The organism is Sulfobacillus sp. TH-112 (genome assembly GCF_057473405.1).
In genome coordinates, this window is the sequence record NZ_JBYCKN010000189.1 from 1 (window position 1) to 15,203 (window position 15,203).

At 51.5% G+C, this 15,203-nt stretch carries 15 protein-coding genes and 1 riboswitch; of the genes, 6 read left to right on the forward strand and 9 right to left on the reverse strand.

Annotated elements, in window-relative coordinates:
- Together ACOJWD_RS13965 and ACOJWD_RS13970 are read right to left on the reverse strand one after the other, a co-directional pair.
- On the reverse strand, positions 1 to 819 hold an 819-nt coding region (locus ACOJWD_RS13965), incomplete at its 3' end, for a peptidoglycan-binding protein (protein ID WP_486993887.1).
- A gap of 15 nt (positions 820 to 834) precedes the next feature.
- Positions 835 to 969: riboswitch (cyclic di-AMP (ydaO/yuaA leader) on the reverse strand.
- A 292-nt stretch (positions 970 to 1,261) separates the two neighbouring features.
- Entirely contained in the window at positions 1,262 to 1,627 is a 366-nt protein-coding gene (locus tag ACOJWD_RS13970; protein WP_486993856.1) for a hypothetical protein, read from the reverse strand.
- Positions 1,628 to 1,773: 146 nt separating this feature from the next.
- Here ACOJWD_RS13970 and panD point away from each other — a divergent pair, with 146 nt between their 5' ends.
- Both panD and ACOJWD_RS13980 read left to right on the forward strand, forming a co-directional pair.
- Positions 1,774 to 2,169, forward strand: a complete 396-nt coding sequence (gene panD / locus ACOJWD_RS13975) for an aspartate 1-decarboxylase (protein ID WP_486993857.1) — start codon at positions 1,774 to 1,776, stop codon at positions 2,167 to 2,169.
- Positions 2,170 to 2,234: 65 nt separating this feature from the next.
- Entirely contained in the window at positions 2,235 to 2,549 is a 315-nt protein-coding gene (locus tag ACOJWD_RS13980; RefSeq protein WP_486993858.1) for an MTH1187 family thiamine-binding protein, read from the forward strand.
- A gap of 46 nt (positions 2,550 to 2,595) precedes the next feature.
- Here ACOJWD_RS13980 and ACOJWD_RS13985 read toward each other — a convergent pair whose 3' ends face one another.
- The 3 genes from ACOJWD_RS13985 to ACOJWD_RS13995 all read right to left on the reverse strand — a co-directional run bounded on the left by ACOJWD_RS13985 (position 2,596) and on the right by ACOJWD_RS13995 (position 6,839).
- A complete protein-coding gene (locus tag ACOJWD_RS13985; protein WP_486993859.1) occupies positions 2,596 to 4,383 on the reverse strand; it encodes an ABC transporter ATP-binding protein in 1,788 nt (595 codons plus the stop codon).
- Positions 4,380 to 6,137, reverse strand: a complete 1,758-nt coding sequence (locus tag ACOJWD_RS13990) for an ABC transporter transmembrane domain-containing protein (protein WP_486993860.1) — start codon at positions 6,135 to 6,137, stop codon at positions 4,380 to 4,382. The genes ACOJWD_RS13985 and ACOJWD_RS13990 overlap by 4 nt, the downstream gene beginning before the upstream one ends.
- A 204-nt stretch (positions 6,138 to 6,341) precedes the next feature.
- Entirely contained in the window at positions 6,342 to 6,839 is a 498-nt protein-coding gene (locus ACOJWD_RS13995) for a CcdC protein domain-containing protein (protein WP_486993861.1), read from the reverse strand.
- A gap of 186 nt (positions 6,840 to 7,025) precedes the next feature.
- Between ACOJWD_RS13995 and ACOJWD_RS14000 the strand changes: the two genes are divergently transcribed.
- The 3 genes from ACOJWD_RS14000 (at position 7,026) to ACOJWD_RS14010 (ending at position 10,424) form a co-directional block, all read left to right on the forward strand.
- Positions 7,026 to 7,679: a DUF1054 family protein gene (locus ACOJWD_RS14000; RefSeq protein ID WP_486993862.1), complete on the forward strand. Its 654-nt coding sequence runs from the start codon at positions 7,026 to 7,028 to the stop codon at positions 7,677 to 7,679.
- 124 nt (positions 7,680 to 7,803) lie between these two features.
- The gene (locus ACOJWD_RS14005; RefSeq protein WP_486993888.1) at positions 7,804 to 9,561 is read left to right on the forward strand and encodes a 2-oxoacid:acceptor oxidoreductase subunit alpha; all 1,758 of its coding nucleotides are present in this window, start codon (positions 7,804 to 7,806) and stop codon (positions 9,559 to 9,561) included.
- Positions 9,561 to 10,424 (forward strand): 2-oxoacid:ferredoxin oxidoreductase subunit beta, encoded by an 864-nt coding sequence (locus tag ACOJWD_RS14010; protein ID WP_486993863.1) that lies wholly within the window; start codon positions 9,561 to 9,563, stop codon positions 10,422 to 10,424. Before ACOJWD_RS14005 ends, ACOJWD_RS14010 begins: the two co-directional genes overlap by 1 nt.
- A gap of 345 nt (positions 10,425 to 10,769) precedes the next feature.
- On the opposite strand, the gene ACOJWD_RS14015 is transcribed toward ACOJWD_RS14010, so the two are convergent.
- The 4 genes from ACOJWD_RS14015 to ACOJWD_RS14030 all read right to left on the reverse strand — a co-directional run bounded on the left by ACOJWD_RS14015 (position 10,770) and on the right by ACOJWD_RS14030 (position 13,944).
- Positions 10,770 to 11,261 (reverse strand): GAF domain-containing protein, encoded by a 492-nt coding sequence (locus tag ACOJWD_RS14015; RefSeq protein ID WP_486993864.1) that lies wholly within the window; start codon positions 11,259 to 11,261, stop codon positions 10,770 to 10,772.
- Between the two features lie 3 nt (positions 11,262 to 11,264).
- Positions 11,265 to 11,507 (reverse strand): 4Fe-4S dicluster domain-containing protein, encoded by a 243-nt coding sequence (locus ACOJWD_RS14020; RefSeq protein WP_486993865.1) that lies wholly within the window; start codon positions 11,505 to 11,507, stop codon positions 11,265 to 11,267.
- Positions 11,508 to 11,597: 90 nt separating this feature from the next.
- Positions 11,598 to 13,706 carry a bifunctional acetate--CoA ligase family protein/GNAT family N-acetyltransferase gene (locus tag ACOJWD_RS14025; RefSeq protein WP_486993866.1) on the reverse strand — a complete coding sequence of 703 codons (2,109 nt, stop codon included), beginning with the start codon at positions 13,704 to 13,706 and terminating at the stop codon, positions 11,598 to 11,600.
- A complete protein-coding gene (locus ACOJWD_RS14030; protein ID WP_486993867.1) occupies positions 13,648 to 13,944 on the reverse strand; it encodes a hypothetical protein in 297 nt (98 codons plus the stop codon). The genes ACOJWD_RS14025 and ACOJWD_RS14030 overlap by 59 nt, the downstream gene beginning before the upstream one ends.
- 67 nt (positions 13,945 to 14,011) lie before the next feature.
- On the opposite strand from ACOJWD_RS14030, the gene ACOJWD_RS14035 reads away from it, so the two are divergent.
- Entirely contained in the window at positions 14,012 to 15,172 is a 1,161-nt protein-coding gene (locus tag ACOJWD_RS14035) for an acetoin utilization protein AcuC (protein WP_486993868.1), read from the forward strand.
- Positions 15,173 to 15,203 lie beyond the last annotated feature (31 nt).

Genomic DNA, 15,203 nt, shown 5'->3' on the forward strand with positions numbered 1-15,203 from the left:
AAAGTCGGAAATAATGGTGGAATCTTGATTCATAAAGATATCAATCCGATCACCTTGGATGGCTCCCCCTGTATCGTCGGCTTGTCCCAGAAACCCTTGTGACGGGAGGAAGTTGTCTTGATATCCGGTCACATAGACGAGGCTCTTCAACGGTATCACACTCGGATCGACCGCAATCATTCCGTCTTCTAGTGGTGCGCCGAAGTAATCCGTCGGGCCGTAGGGGTAATTATCTGCCAAGCTCGGTCCATATGAGGTAGCAATCATATGATAGGCGGCGACGACTTGATGCCCATCAATGGTGCTGACGGACGGCGTGAATTCCCCTTGCGGACCCGATGAACTGGAAGGTTCGTCAACCGGCGTGCCACCAGTAGGGAACGACTCGGGAAGCGATAATTGCTCAGCCGATCCCGATCCCACAGATTGGCTCTGGTTGCTATTGGCTGATGTCGCACTCAGCGCATGACTTCCTGGTGTATAGGGAGTTAGTTGGAATCCTGCCAAAATGTCTTGCCAGGTTGTGGCATTGACTACTCCCGTGGAGGAGAGTCCGCTTTGCGACTGAAAGGACTTTACACCCGCCTCAGTAAGCGGTCCGAAAATCCCATCGACGGGTCCTGATGAGATTCCGAGATCATTGAGGTCGGCTTGAAGAGTCATGACCCAGTGGCCCGTATCACCCTGAAAGAGGGTATGTTGCATCGCAGGATGCAGAGATTGAAGTGCTGCCGTGGTCGTACTGGCAGCCTGAACACTTCCTATGGACGGAGCGGCGAATAAGCTCATGGATCCTAAAAATGCTGCACCTAGTATCATCGTTTTCACGTAATATATCCCCCTCGAAATTTGCCTCCGAGGTTAGCTGACGGATTCGGACGCGAGAGTACGCCCTACGAGCACAAGCTCGATTCACCCCTAACCCTTGGGTTCCCCGGATTCCTTTGCGGAATTAGGCGTTATGGAAGTCGGAACATTAGAGAGTGTACCGAGTGATCGAGGGCGTCGTCAGATCGTAAAACCGCGCTCCCCCGACCATACGACCTCATAGGCCATGTCAGGGGAGCCGGATGCTCGTCCATACGGAGAATCGGAGCGGTCTGCTATTGTCTAACTGAAGAGCCAACTTTTGACTGATCTCTTGACAGACAAAAGAATGGCTGCACTTCCTATCATTACGGCTCTTGCGCCATAGCCGTCCCACCGTTTGCCTGAAGGCGATGCTCTATCGTCGAAAATGGTGACCTACAAATTGGAAATACTAGTGCGATGATTCTCCGTGTTGGTCGCTCGGCGCCACGGATGGCGCTTCACCAAACGCTGCTTGTATCAGTTTAATGGGCAGACGAACCATCCCCTCCATCGCCCACATGGCTTCATCCGCACTTTGAGCCATGGCTCCCTGGCGCCCTTCTAATTGCCGACGCACCATGCGAAAGGGCGACGCCACCATGGTATCCACATACCAGAGTTCCTGGCGTACCGCTTGGTTGATGGTGCTGGGAGTGCCCATAGAGGGCTTGGGGTGCTTACGCGGAGACTTGACCGAATATTTTTTTTCCTCTTTTTGATGTCCTTCCTTTTGATGTCCTTCCTTTTGATGGCCTTCTTTCTGATGGTCTTCCATAGATGATCCCTCCGCGGCTAGAGTGCCTCATGGCAGGTCATGCTATACAAGAATCTCATGCAAGCTTTCTCGACTCGCGACATATGATAAACGATTGACTGAATATGACCTACCCCATTCGGCGTTCAATTGAGGAGTTGACACGTTTGCTAAGAGAAATGCTGAAATCAAAAATCCATCGGGCCACCGTCACCGAGTCCAATCTCAATTACGTCGGCAGTCTGACACTCGGTCATCAACTTGCTCTGGCTGCCGATATTTTGCCTCACGAATTTGTGCACATCACCAACATTAATACCGGGACGCATTGGGTCACCTATGTCATCCAAGATAACGACCACCCAGGTTCACTATGTCTCAACGGAACGGCTGCACGACATTTTCATCCCGGCGACTTAGTGATTATTATGGCCTATGGTTACTTTAGCCCCGAAGAAGTGCGTAGCGGACTTCATCCACGCCTCGTCTATGTTGACCAACAAAACCATATCTCAAAAGTCATGGCGGGCGAAAAGCCCTATACCCTGGACATGGGCGAGTGATTTCGAGTGGCCTTGGAGAAAATACGCTCTGGACAGCGAAGTCTGACACAGCGGAGGCTATGTCTATGGCAATTGTCGAAGTCAAAGTGGTTCCCGTGGGCACCGACGAAGCCAGCATCTCGAGTTATATTCAGGACTGCTTTGAGATTGCCGAGTCAGCCATTGGGGTGGAAAGCGTGCTGACCCCTACCGCGACCCTGTTAGAAGGCGACTTACAGGACATTCTTCCCGTCGTGGAAGCGATGCACCAGTCGCCCTTCTATAGCGGCGTGGACCGCGTCATTACGACAGTCACGATTGACGATCGCGTCGATAAACCACTCGACATGGATAGCATGGTGGAAGCTGTGTTAACTGACGAGAATCTGTTGGAGTTCTAACCTGTCCCGGGACTGTTCCTCACAGAACAGTCCCGTTCTTGATAACCTATGACACCGATTCAACCATTCCTTGCTGTAGCAAAAACATCTTATGGTAGAGGCCTTGATGGGCTAAAAGCTCTTGATGCGTGCCGCGCTCCACCACTTCGCCGTGATGCAGCACTAAGATGAGGTCCGCATCTTGAATGGTGGATAATCGGTGGGCAATGGCAATGGTAGTCCGGCCATGTCGCATCTTCTCAAGAGCGGCTTGTATTTTCTCTTCCGTCTCGGTGTCGACGCTGGCGGTCGCCTCATCCAGTACCAAAATGACCGGTTCCCGCACCATAGTCCGGGCGAAGGACAACAGTTGACGCTGTCCGGTGGAGAGTGTGGCCCCGCGCTCTCCAATGGGTGCGTGATATCCTCCCGGTATCTTATCGATGAAGGTGTCCGCTTGCACAAATCGAGCCGCCGCTTGCACGGCATCCGAAGAGATATCCTCGTCCCCAAGGCGAATGTTCGACTCAATGTCTCCCACAAATAAAAACGGGTCTTGCAATACCAGCCCCATCTTGTGACGAATCTCGGCTTCAGAAAAAGATTTTAAGTCCTGCCCATCGATGAGAATCCGGCCCCGGTCGACAGGATAAAAGCGTAGCAATAAGTTTACCGTGGAACTCTTGCCGCTACCGGTGTGTCCTACAATAGCGACGGTCTGACCGGGTTCGGCCGTGAAACTCACGTGTTTCAAGATGTCGGTTTTGCCATCATACGAAAAAGACACGTCTTGAAACTCAATGCGGCCGCGGGAGATCTCGGCGCTGCCATCGCCTTCCATTGCTGGACGCCGCGATGGATTATCGAGAATCTGAAATACTCGGTGGCTTGACACCATCGCCTGCTGAAAAAAGTTTAACCGTTGCAACATGCTGTTGACGGGTTCAAAAAATCGGCTCAAATAGCTGACAAATGCATACAGTACCCCAATGTTGACTGCCGTATGAAAAGATAGCAGGCCAAAATATCCGAGCACCAGGATTAACGCCAACAGATAAATTACATCCATCAAGGGACGCAACAATAGCCCATTAATTTGCGTGTTCTTAAAGCGCGCCTTGCGATAGGCTTCGTTGACCTCGCCAAACTCTCTTCGAAGACGCGGCTCTTGGCGCATCACCTGAACGATCCCCATTCCCTGCAAAGACTCGTTCAGCTTAGCGTTTAATAACGATAGCCGTTGGCGCGCTAAGTGAAAGACCGGGCTACTAACCCGTTGATACACCCACATCACCAAGATAATAATCGGAAAAAGCACCAAACAATAGAGCGCTAATCGCACATCCAGAGCAAACATCGCAATCATGACGCCCGTCAGCATGGTCACGTTCTGAACAAAGGTGGAGAGCACGGTCATGAACATATCTAAAATGGCTTGAGTGTCGTTGGTAATGCGTGATACCAACACTCCAACAGGCGTTTGATCAAAAAACGAGAGAGCCAGTTCTTGGATTCGATCAAACAGGTCGACCCGAAGGCGCTGGATAATATCGAGCGCTAATAATTGAAACAACAACAGTTGCAATACGGTAAAGGCGGATGTCAGGACCACCAATAATAAATATGCCGCGCCCAATTCGATTAATTGGCCCTTAGGAAAATGACGTGGAATCAGATACCGATCCAAAAATACTTTCACCAAGATCGGCTGTAGCACGTCTGCAGCCGTGGCCAACAGCAGAATCACCAAGGATAGTGCCACACGGCCCTTATGATAGAGCATGTAGCGCATGAGGCGCCAGAAGGTGCCTCGTTGTGGCAACGATAAAGGAGTATCTAAAGATTCCAGACTCATTCCGCCGTCCCCCCTTGTTCAACCAATGTCTCGAGTTGCTGTCGGCGGTACATGTCGAAGTATCGCCCTCCGATATCCAGCAACTGCTGATGACTGCCGCGCTCTTTAATTTGCCCGCCTTCAAGCACCACAATCTGGTCGGCATGTTCCACAGCGCTGAGGCGGTGCGTCGAAATAATGGTGGTGCGATTCTGACGATGGGCCTTCAGCGCCCCTAAAATCGCCTTTTCTGTCCGTGCGTCCACCGCTGACAAGGTGTCATCGAGCAGCAATATTTCGGCGTCAGCAATAAGGGCTCGCGCGATGGAGACCCGTTGCTTTTGACCTCCGGACAGTGTCACCCCACGTTCCCCCACGATGGTGTCATATCCCTCTGGAAACCGCAGAATGTCCTCGTGAATAGAGGCAATCGTCGCGACGCGTTCAATGTCTTCCGTGGTGGCATCAGGGGTCTGAAACCCAATATTTTCTTTAATAGAGAGCGAAAACAAAAAGTCATCTTGCGGCGCGTAAGCTATCGCATGACGGAGCGCATGCAAACGATAGACATAAATCGACTCGCCACCAATAGTGATATCGCCCTCCGTGACATCAAACTCACGCAACAAGAGTCGCATGAGCGTGGTCTTTCCGGTGCCAGTTCTTCCCACAATGCCCAGTGTGGTCCCTTGGGGCACGTCTAAATAAATATTTTTTAACACCGGCCCATCGCTTTCAGGATAGCGAAATTCTGAAATAGCAAATCGAATATTCCCTGTCGGGACCTCTAAAAGCGCGTCCTCACGTTCATTGACTGTAGGCGCGATATGGAGCAAGGTTTGTACCCGGTCATACGATGCACTACCGCGCTCCACTGTGTTAAATAAAAATCCGAAAGCGAGCATCGGCCAGATTAATTGACCCAAATATAAGGTAAATGTAGTGAGGCTTCCGAGGTCCATACTGCCATGGACCACAAAATATCCACCAAACGCGACCGCAAGAAAATAGGAAAACCCGATGATGACCGAAATGGTCGGATCAAAGAGCGAATCAATCTTGGCCACAGCTACATTTTTATTCACCACATCTTGCGAGAGCGCGACAAAGGCTTTTCGCTCCGCTGCTTCTTGGCCAAACGCCCGCACCACACGAACTCCCGATATGTATTCTTGGACACGGTCATTGATATCGGAAAATGCCGCTTGCGCCAACCCAAAGCGCTCGTGCAGCATCTGCCCGTAACGCGAGACCGCATACGCCATCAGTGGCAGTGGCAAAAGACTAATGACCGTTAACTTCCAACTAATTGTAATCGCCATGGTGGCGACCACGACGGTACCGGTGGTGATGGAATCCACCAATGTCAGCACTCCATCGCCAGCCGTCTCCTGAATGGCTTGGACATCATTAGTGGCATGCGCCATTAAGTCTCCGATGCGATGATGGTGATAGAATTCCGGAGAGAGCTTGGTAAAATGATGGTATAGCCGATTACGAAGTTCTGTGGCCAGTTGAATTGAACCGCCATAGAGCCGAATTCTCCAGAGATACCTCAATCCGTACGACAGAAAAGCCGTGATTGCAATTGTCACCACCGCTTCTAGTAAGACGGTCACGGTCAAGGTATGTCGCGTTAAGCGATTGACGATAATTCCCACAATTTCGGGAGGAACCAAGGCGATAATGGACACAATCATGAGAAAAATAATGCCGGAAATATACTGCCGCTTATGATCCTTAAAAAACCACATCAAATCACTAAAGACCCGCACGTGAGAATCCTTTCTACGCGACTACCAGAAATTATGTATGAAAAAAGCCAGTGTTTTGAATATCACGTCTAACCATAGTACCACAGAGCACCCTAGGGGATCGCACTATTGATATGATCTCGTGCGAAAAAATAGTAGAGTCCTTGAAATGGGTCCTCAAATAGCAAAAAGGCCTCTCATTGATGCAAACGTGTCAGCATTCCGCTAGGGCCTCTTGCCGTGAGTCTTTTCCTGCACCCTACGCAATAACCCGATGTAATAGACATTCCAGTAGGCGATAAAGAGGAAATAGAGCAACGCCGAAAACCATGACACCGTAATAGGGTCAATGGGTCCCACGTGATGAGTGGCGGCTCTCAGAGTGAGCGCGTCATAGAGAATGCGAATGGCAAACAACGCGACCACCATCGCTCCAATATACGGATTGGTTTTATAGCGTGGCGGATCTTCATGCCAATTATAGGTGGTATGGCTCAAACTATACCCCCCCAGCAACAATCCAATAATAAGACCTGCCGCCACCCCCGCTAATGTTTCTCGCGATCGCATTTCAATAATCAAAACAAAAATAGCCAGTGCGCACAAAAGAATGATCCGCGCCCACACTGTCGCGGAATGAAATGGCTGCTCTTTCATGGTCCGTCGGGTCCGTACAGCCAACACCACCACGACCACTGCAATGACCGGTATTAATTCTCCCACGAACATACCTTCCTTTTGTTGATCAACTTGTTGATCAACACTAAAAAATGTGCCACGCCTCTTCGGTTATTCGCGATTGGATAGGGAAATCCTCTGCGTCTGCCCATCCTAACTTGTGAATTCAAGGCTCTATTGATACCATGATTAGGAAAAAGACCACCGTCAGTTCCCAGAAAGGACATAACCATGTATCAATTTGCAGGCTTTAGTAAAACGGACTTTGACGTGTTTCTTATTCCTGAATTTCACGATCGAATGTCTGCGTTGCGTAGTACCGTGCGACCGAAACTGGCCATGCTGGGTGATGACCTGGCCCCGCGACTTAAAGAAATTACTGGACATGCGATGTATCCGCACACCGCAAGTCACGCCCGACGACGGGTGAATCCTCCCGATGATACTTGGGTAGCATTTTCCCGCAATGAACGAGGATACAAGCGATTTGCGCATTTCGAGGTGGGAATTGCTCGTGACTATGTCTTTGTGAGATTCTCGATTAAACAAGAGAGCGATGAGGACAAAGAACGATTGCTACAATACCTCAATTCCGAGGGACCCGAGGCACTCTCTCGCTTGAAGGATCCGGAACCCATTTATTATTACCGCGATGACCATGGCCAAGGCGAACGTCCAGTCACCTCAATTACTGCCACTGATATGTCTGACATCATTCAAAAGACCGCGCTCAAAAGTCATGGGTTTACCGTAGGGCTCACATTTCCTCGAGAGGATGCGATTGTCCGCAGTGCCGAACTCGTGTCCCGCGCGCACAACGCCATTCGCCATCTCTCTCCCTTATATGCAGGGGTGGTCTTCGAGGACGCGTCAGCACCACGATAATATCCCCCGCTTAGGTGGTACCCATCGTAAAATTAGGCATCGTTTGCCCATTCCTTCTCGTGCAACGATGCATTAATATCAAGAAGACTTTGAGAGATGTTTTGGGGATAGGAGTGAACCGGTGATGATTTCTTGGAAAATTGGTGGAGAACAAGGCGAAGGCATTGACTCGACAGGTGATGTGCTGTCGACCGTGGCTAATCGCATGGGTTATTTTGTATACGGATATAAACACTTCTCTTCGCGAATCAAGGGCGGACATACCACCTATAAGGTGCGCATTTCTGCTACCCCCGTGGAAGCGGCGATTGAGCATACGGATATATTAGTGGCTCTAAATCAAGACACGATCAATCAACACGCGGAGGAATTACTCGGGGGAATCCTTTTAGCGGATAGTGCGTTTGGACCGCAGTTACCAGAAGGCATCTCGGCCACGTTGATTGCCCTCCCGCTCACTGAAATTGCGAAATCCCATGGCTCCATTGTCATGCGCAACATGGTGTCTGTCGGCGCTTCTGCGGCGCTTCTTAATCTTCCCGTGGACCCCTTTCTCGCCTATGTGGAGTCAAAGTTCTCTCGCAAAGGCGAAGAGGTGGTAAAGTCGAATCAAGACGCGTTCCTGGATGGGTATCATCGCACTCGGGATGAATTTGGAGACACCTCCTCGCATATCTCGTTGGGAGATCCTACCGCAGGAGATCGTCTAGTACTCACCGGTAATGATGCCATTGCCCTCGGAGCCATTGCCGGAGGATGCCGACTCATGTGCGGTTATCCTATTACACCAGCCACCGACATTATGGAAGCGCTCACCAAGTGGCTTCCGCTAGTTGGAGGCGCTGTCGTGCAAATGGAAGATGAATTGGGGTCTATCACGGCCTGCATTGGTGCCGGTTATGCTGGGGCTCGTGCTATGACCGCCACCTCAGGGCCTGGGTTTTCCCTCATGCAAGAGGGCATTGGGCTCGCTTCCATGGCGGAAATCCCCGTGGTCATCGTGGATACACAGCGTAGTGGACCGTCCACTGGGATGCCCACTAAGCAAGAGCAATCCGATCTGATGGCCATTATTAATGGAGGTCATGGCGAAGGCCCTCGGGTCGTTTTGGTCCCCAGTTCCGTCGAGGAAACTTTTGAGGACGGCTATGAAGCCTTTAATATTGCCGATCAACTACAAACTCCCGTGTTGATTGCCACCGACCTATCACTGGCATTATGGTCTCAGACGATTGACCGCGCCAAGCTCAACGGTCCTCAAGTACCCATTCAAAGAGGGCCTATTATGGAACAAGAGGAACTCTTAGAACTCGGTAAAGATGCCTTCTTTCGTTATCAGTTGACGGAAGACGGTGTCTCACCTCGCTCGCTGCCCGGCACATATCAAGGACAGTTTCTGGCTACCGGGGTTGAGCACCAGCCGAGTGGAAAAGTCTCTGAAGATCCCCACAATCGTATGCGCATGATGGAAAAGCGACTCAATAAGATTGAAGCGGTACACTCCCTCCGGGAGGGCATCAAATGGGAGGGCCCGGCACAGCCAGACCTCGTACTGTTAGCGGTGGGATCCACAGTGGGCGCGATTCGAGAAGCCAAAAATATCCTGCAAGACCAAGGGTACCATGTTGCCATCAGTTGGTTTCGCACCCTCTCTCCCTTCCCACGAGAACAATTTCAGTCTTACTTTCACGACGCCAAGAAAGTGCTGATTGTGGAACAAAATGCCACGGGCCAAGTGGCTCTCCTCATGCGCGCCGCTGGTGTGTATGATGAAGAGCGCGATCAAAGCCTTCTTAAATATGACGGCGTGCAATTTTTCCCTTCAGAAATTGTCGCGGCCGCCCGTCCCCTATTACCCACTCTCGCGGAGGTGACTCGTTAATGGCTACGCTGCAAGACTTCAAAACCAGTGAAAAGTCCTGGTGGTGTCCCGGATGTGGCGACTTCGGCGTGTTAGTCGCCATGCAAAAGGCTCTAGTCGCGGTAGGAGCAGAACCCAGCACCACCGCTATTGTTGCCGGAATTGGCTGTTCGGGAAAGCTCGGTAACTACATCAATTCGTATAACATCCACGTGACCCACGGCCGCACCCTCCCGGCGGCGTTAGGCCTAAAGCTTGCCAATCGCGACCTTTTGGTATTGGCTGCTGGAGGAGACGGGGATGCCTATGCCATCGGCATGGGCCATTTCATGCATGCGTTGCGGCGCAACGTCAATGTCACTTATATTGTGATGGATAATCATGTGTATGGCCTCACCAAAGGACAAACCTCTCCCACCTCAGAAAGTGGCTTTCAAACCAAAACTACTCCTAAAGGGAGCATTGATCGGCCAGTTCACCCCCTGATGCTGGCGGTATCTGCCGGCGCCACCTTTGTCGCCCAGGGATTTTCGAGTTGGCAGCCGCAATTGGCACGACTGATTCAGCAAGGCATTGAGCATCCCGGATTCTCGCTGATTAATGTGATTTCTCCTTGTGTGACATACAACAAAGTGAATACCTATGACTGGTACAAGAAGAGCCTGGTGAACCTCGACGACGTATCGGATTATGATGTCCATAGCCGTGCCGGAGCTCTCGCCCAATTGGATGCTAGTGATGAATTAGTCACCGGCCTTATCTATCAAGAAGAGTCTATCCCCTATGAAGCCCAAATCCCCGGATTTCGTGCCACCCCATTGGTACACCAAGATTGGCACGTCGACGACGCCACCTGGAACACGATTTTGGCGAACTTCGAATAACCGCATGATCGGTATACCGGTAAGCGCCTCAATGTCCTGAGGCGCTTATGGTATGTCATGCCTTACGTTCACCCAGATAACCATTGGTCCCAAAAGCGCCCTCTCCTCGCCATGCGACTATTTTAAGGAACCCTCTCAGTTCTCCCGAAGATGTCGCGGGCCTCTTCATGAGGGCTTTCTCCCCTCATCGTCGCGCCCCTGAAGCCATTCGCTGCGCAAGCCCCTCAACAGCAGGGCACATGCGACGTCCCGCGGATTATTTAGCGGAAGCCATCCATCACATCCTCCGGTTTCCGAAATAAAAAAGAGCCTGCCCACGGCAGACTCGACAGCGCTATACACACCCTAGTACCAATGATAACGTGACCAATGGTCCCCCAGGTTATGACACAACTCCTCCATGAGCTGCACATCCTCAGTCTTGAATCGGTCATAGTGGGGACTATCGACATCCAGTCCCGCGACCACATGTCCCTCACTAAAAATGGGTATCACCACTTCAGAACGGGAGTCCCCATCGCAAGCAATATGCCCTTCAAACTCCAATACATTGGGAACAACAAGTGTTTTTCCCCTACTTAACGCCTGCCCCACAACTCCCCGCTCATGTCCAATCCGCGTACACGCGGGCTTTCCCGCAAACGGCCCCAAGACCCAATCCTGCGACCGGTGTTCAAAAAGATAGAAACCCACCCAGTTAATGTCTGGCAGATACTGATTCAATAACGCCGCCAGGTTAGCGAGGTTCGCATTCAGGTTGAATTCGCCTGCCAATACGGCTTCGATAAATTGAAGGACATCGTCACGTGTCGCATTTTCGCGGAGTTCGATATCCATGCGCTATTTCTTAAAGAAGTCAGCGTTAATCTTAATCTGCGCTTGATATTCGGAGGGTACCTCGTCCTCTTCATAGATCGCATTCACTGGACATTCTGGCTGACAGGCTCCGCAATCAATGCACACCTCAGGGTCAATATAATATTGCTCCTCGTCGTCAGAACTATGAATACAGTCCACCGGACACACTTCTACACAAGACGCATCCTTTAGCCCGATGCAAGGGTCAGTAATAATGAAAGCCACCGTATGTCTCCTCCTACCTCATATCAACATCAACTTATTTTACTATCCTGACCGGCAAAACGAAAGGGTTCGGACGAAAAGCATTCCCCATCACGGGACTTGATATCCGGACGCGGACACCTCGAGAACCACCTCGGCGACGAACACCCGATCACGAGAGAAGCTAATCGCCCCTAACTCGATAGACCGTACTTCCGGGCATTCTTCTATCAGTCGCGACACCCCCAGTACCAATTGACGTAACCGTTCACGGTGTACTGGATGCCACTCCTTCGGAATCAGGCGATCAGCATCCTGGTCGGTCACAGGGACGAGGCGAATGCGGACTTCGCCGTCGTTCATCCGTAGGCCCAGTACCGGGCCAAAGAGTCTGTCAAAGACTATCGCTAAAGCCATCGAGGATTTCCTTTTTCCACGATCCACCGTAAGCGGTATCCCCATCACCTCAAATAGTTTGAAAGCGCTTTCTTGCGATAGGGGACCGTCATGATGCGATGCCATCCAATGACGCAACAGTTCACGCGCACGCAGGACATTCGCATCGGGAAGATCGGGCACTTGGCCCAGTGGCTGTTCTAAGTACTCAGCATAGGCCCGTACGCGCGCTAGGGCTCGAAATGCATTTTCGGGAAAGGGAAAGACGGGTATGCGAGAACGGCCGGCGTCAATCATTCGGGCTGCTGTCGGATCAGCCAATAGAAGGTTGGCAACGATAGTGATGGGCTCTTCGGTCGTCCGCGTATATCGTGCCACCTCGGCGCGAATCGCACGTAAAACGGACTCCGTCTCCACATCCCCTACCGGAACAAACACAATCACCAAGACATCAATATCGGACGTAGCCAGCATGCGCGCCATGGTTCGGCGATAACGGTGCGCTAAATCGCCAAATCCCACGTCCACCGTCTGCAGCAAGATCAGTCCGAGCTTATCCATCGCATCTTTTACCACCACCGTGCCGGCAGCGCTATTCGTGATGAGAGCAATCCGGTTTCCTTTGGGTAGAGGTTGGGTGGTTAATATTGCTGCCACATCAAATAACTCTCCTAAGGAATCGGCACGGATGATACCGGACTGCCGGAACATCGCTTCAACCGGGGCATCGATCATGTCCCAATGGACATGACGGGTTGAGGTAAACCGATGATTCTCCGTGGTACGGGCACTCTTCACTGCAAGAATTGGCTTTTGGCGAGTGACTTGACGAGCAATTTGAGAAAACTTGCGAGGATTCCCAAACGACTCCATATACAGCATAATGACTCGCGTTTGCGGATCATCCTGCCAATACTGCAACATGTCGTTCACCGATACATCCGGTTTATTCCCCAAGCTCACGAAGCTAGATATCCCGAGCCCCATCCGGTGTGCATAATTCATAATGGCAATACCTAGCGCCCCGGAATGGCTCGCCACCGCCAGGTCACCTCTCTGCGGCAAAGCCTCGGACAGACTTGCATTAAGAGAAAATTCTTGATCGGTATTGACTAATCCCATGGAACTCGGTCCAATCAAGCGAATGCCCGCCCGGCGCAACTTCGCGACTAACGTCTCTTCAAGACGCCTTCCTTCCTCGTTACGATCGCTAAGCCCAGAACTCGCAATCACCATCGCCCGTACGTTGGCGTAAATCGCATCGTTTACTACCGACAGCAACTCTGCCTTCGGTACCACCACTACGGCTAAATCTATCGTGTCCGGGACATCCGACAGTCGCGGGTAAGCGCGAATGGCATACACCGATTCCGCTTTGAGATTGACCGGATACACTGTGCCAGAAAACGTAGCTTCAATAATATGCTGCAACACGTGATGCCCAAGATTGCCTGAGTCCCGTGAGGCGCCAACAACTGCGACCGTAGCAGGCTCAAAAAATGGCTTGAGGGATGCTGCCGTGGCCAGTTTCTCTCGATTCAACGCCAAACTCCGTTGCCGTTCGGTCTGATGCAGGGGTAACGTCAACTGCAAGAACCCATCCTGCCAGACCTGCGATACGTCAAAACCGCTTGACCGAAACACCTTCTGCATTTGATCATTATCCCGTAGCACATAAGCGACGAACTTTTGAAATCCTTCGCGCCATCCATTATCGGCCAAGTGTTCTAGAAGAATGGTACCAATGCCTTTGCCTTGATAGGCATCATCCACAAAAAAGGGCCACTTCCGCGGTATTGTGATCTGAACGGACGTAGTTCCCAATGGCCAGTATCCTATCACCGGCATCACACACTAAGGCGAACGATTGCAAGGGATCCACTGCCATCATCTGCTCGAGTTCCCCATCGCTAACCTCGGCCACGACATGAAAAAACCGAAAATAGAGACTATCCCGTGACGCGCGACGAAAGAGTTCTCTTAACTGAGACCGGTCATGGTCTGTCGCCTCTGGTACTCGCATATCAGCCGTTCGCCCATCGCGCAAGATAATTCGCGACATCGTCCTCCCCCTTGTGACCGCCATGATAAAATTATAGCGATTATCCCATGTCCCACGAGGTGATACCGTGAATCAAGCCGCACTGATCTATAGTCCCGCTTTGTTGAAATATACATTTCAACCCACTCATCCATTTCATCCGCGGCGACTTGAGGCCACCCAAGACCTCATTTTGGCGCTTAATCTGTCCAGCTCTGACCACATCCGCACGCCGCGCATGGCCACCAACGACGAGTTAGCATTATTTCATACCGACTTTTACATTGACTTAGTCACGCGTCTTAGCGACACGGGCCGCTCCACCTATGGAGCACAGCGCTGGGGTCTTGGCACGGAGGATAATCCGGTCTTTTTGGGGATGCACCAGGCGGCGGCATTAGCGGTGGGAGCCACCCTCACCGCAGCGGAATTGGTGCTGGAAGATCACTCGCAGCGAGTGTTCGCTATTTCGGGAGGATTGCACCATGCCGGTGCCGACCACGCATCCGGTTTTTGCATTTATAACGACATAGTGGTAGCAATTCGCTTTCTTCAACGCAAGACCCACTGGCGCATTCTCTACGTGGAGACCGACGCTCACCACGGAGACGGGGTACAAGATGCTTTTTACGAGGACCCTAACGTCTTTGTTTTGTCCTTTCACGAATCGGGCGAATATCTATTTCCCGGAACCGGCCAAGTGGACGACCGTGGCCGTGGACCAGGTATTGGAACCACGCTGAACGTGCCGCTTTACCCCACCACAGATGATGACTCGTGGCTTAAACTGTACGAAGCCATCGTACCGCGCGTGATCCAATTCTTTAAACCAGACCTCATCATCAGTCAACACGGTTGCGACGGACATTATTGGGATCCATTGGCGGACCTTTGCGCCACTACCACTTTCTACCGCTTAGCGCCCGCTCTCTTAGATGAATGGATTCAGCGCTATACTGCGGGTCGTTGGATCGCCACAGGTGGAGGTGGATACCAAACCCTCTCCGTCGTTCCGCGCGCCTGGACGCTGCTCTGGAGCACCGTATCCCAGCAATCGCTTCCAGTAGATTGCCCGATACCCCAAGACTGGCTTCTAAAGTGGCAGAAACCATCGGAAAAGCCGCTCCCCTCGCAACTTCTTGATACACCCGATCAATTTCGACCCATACGTGATCTCCATCGCATGCAGTCGAACAATGATAAGACTCTCGCGGCGATTCGAGCCCACTTCCCCAACGTTGGGATTTGATTTTGCCCTCGATTCCTTGATACCATAAGCA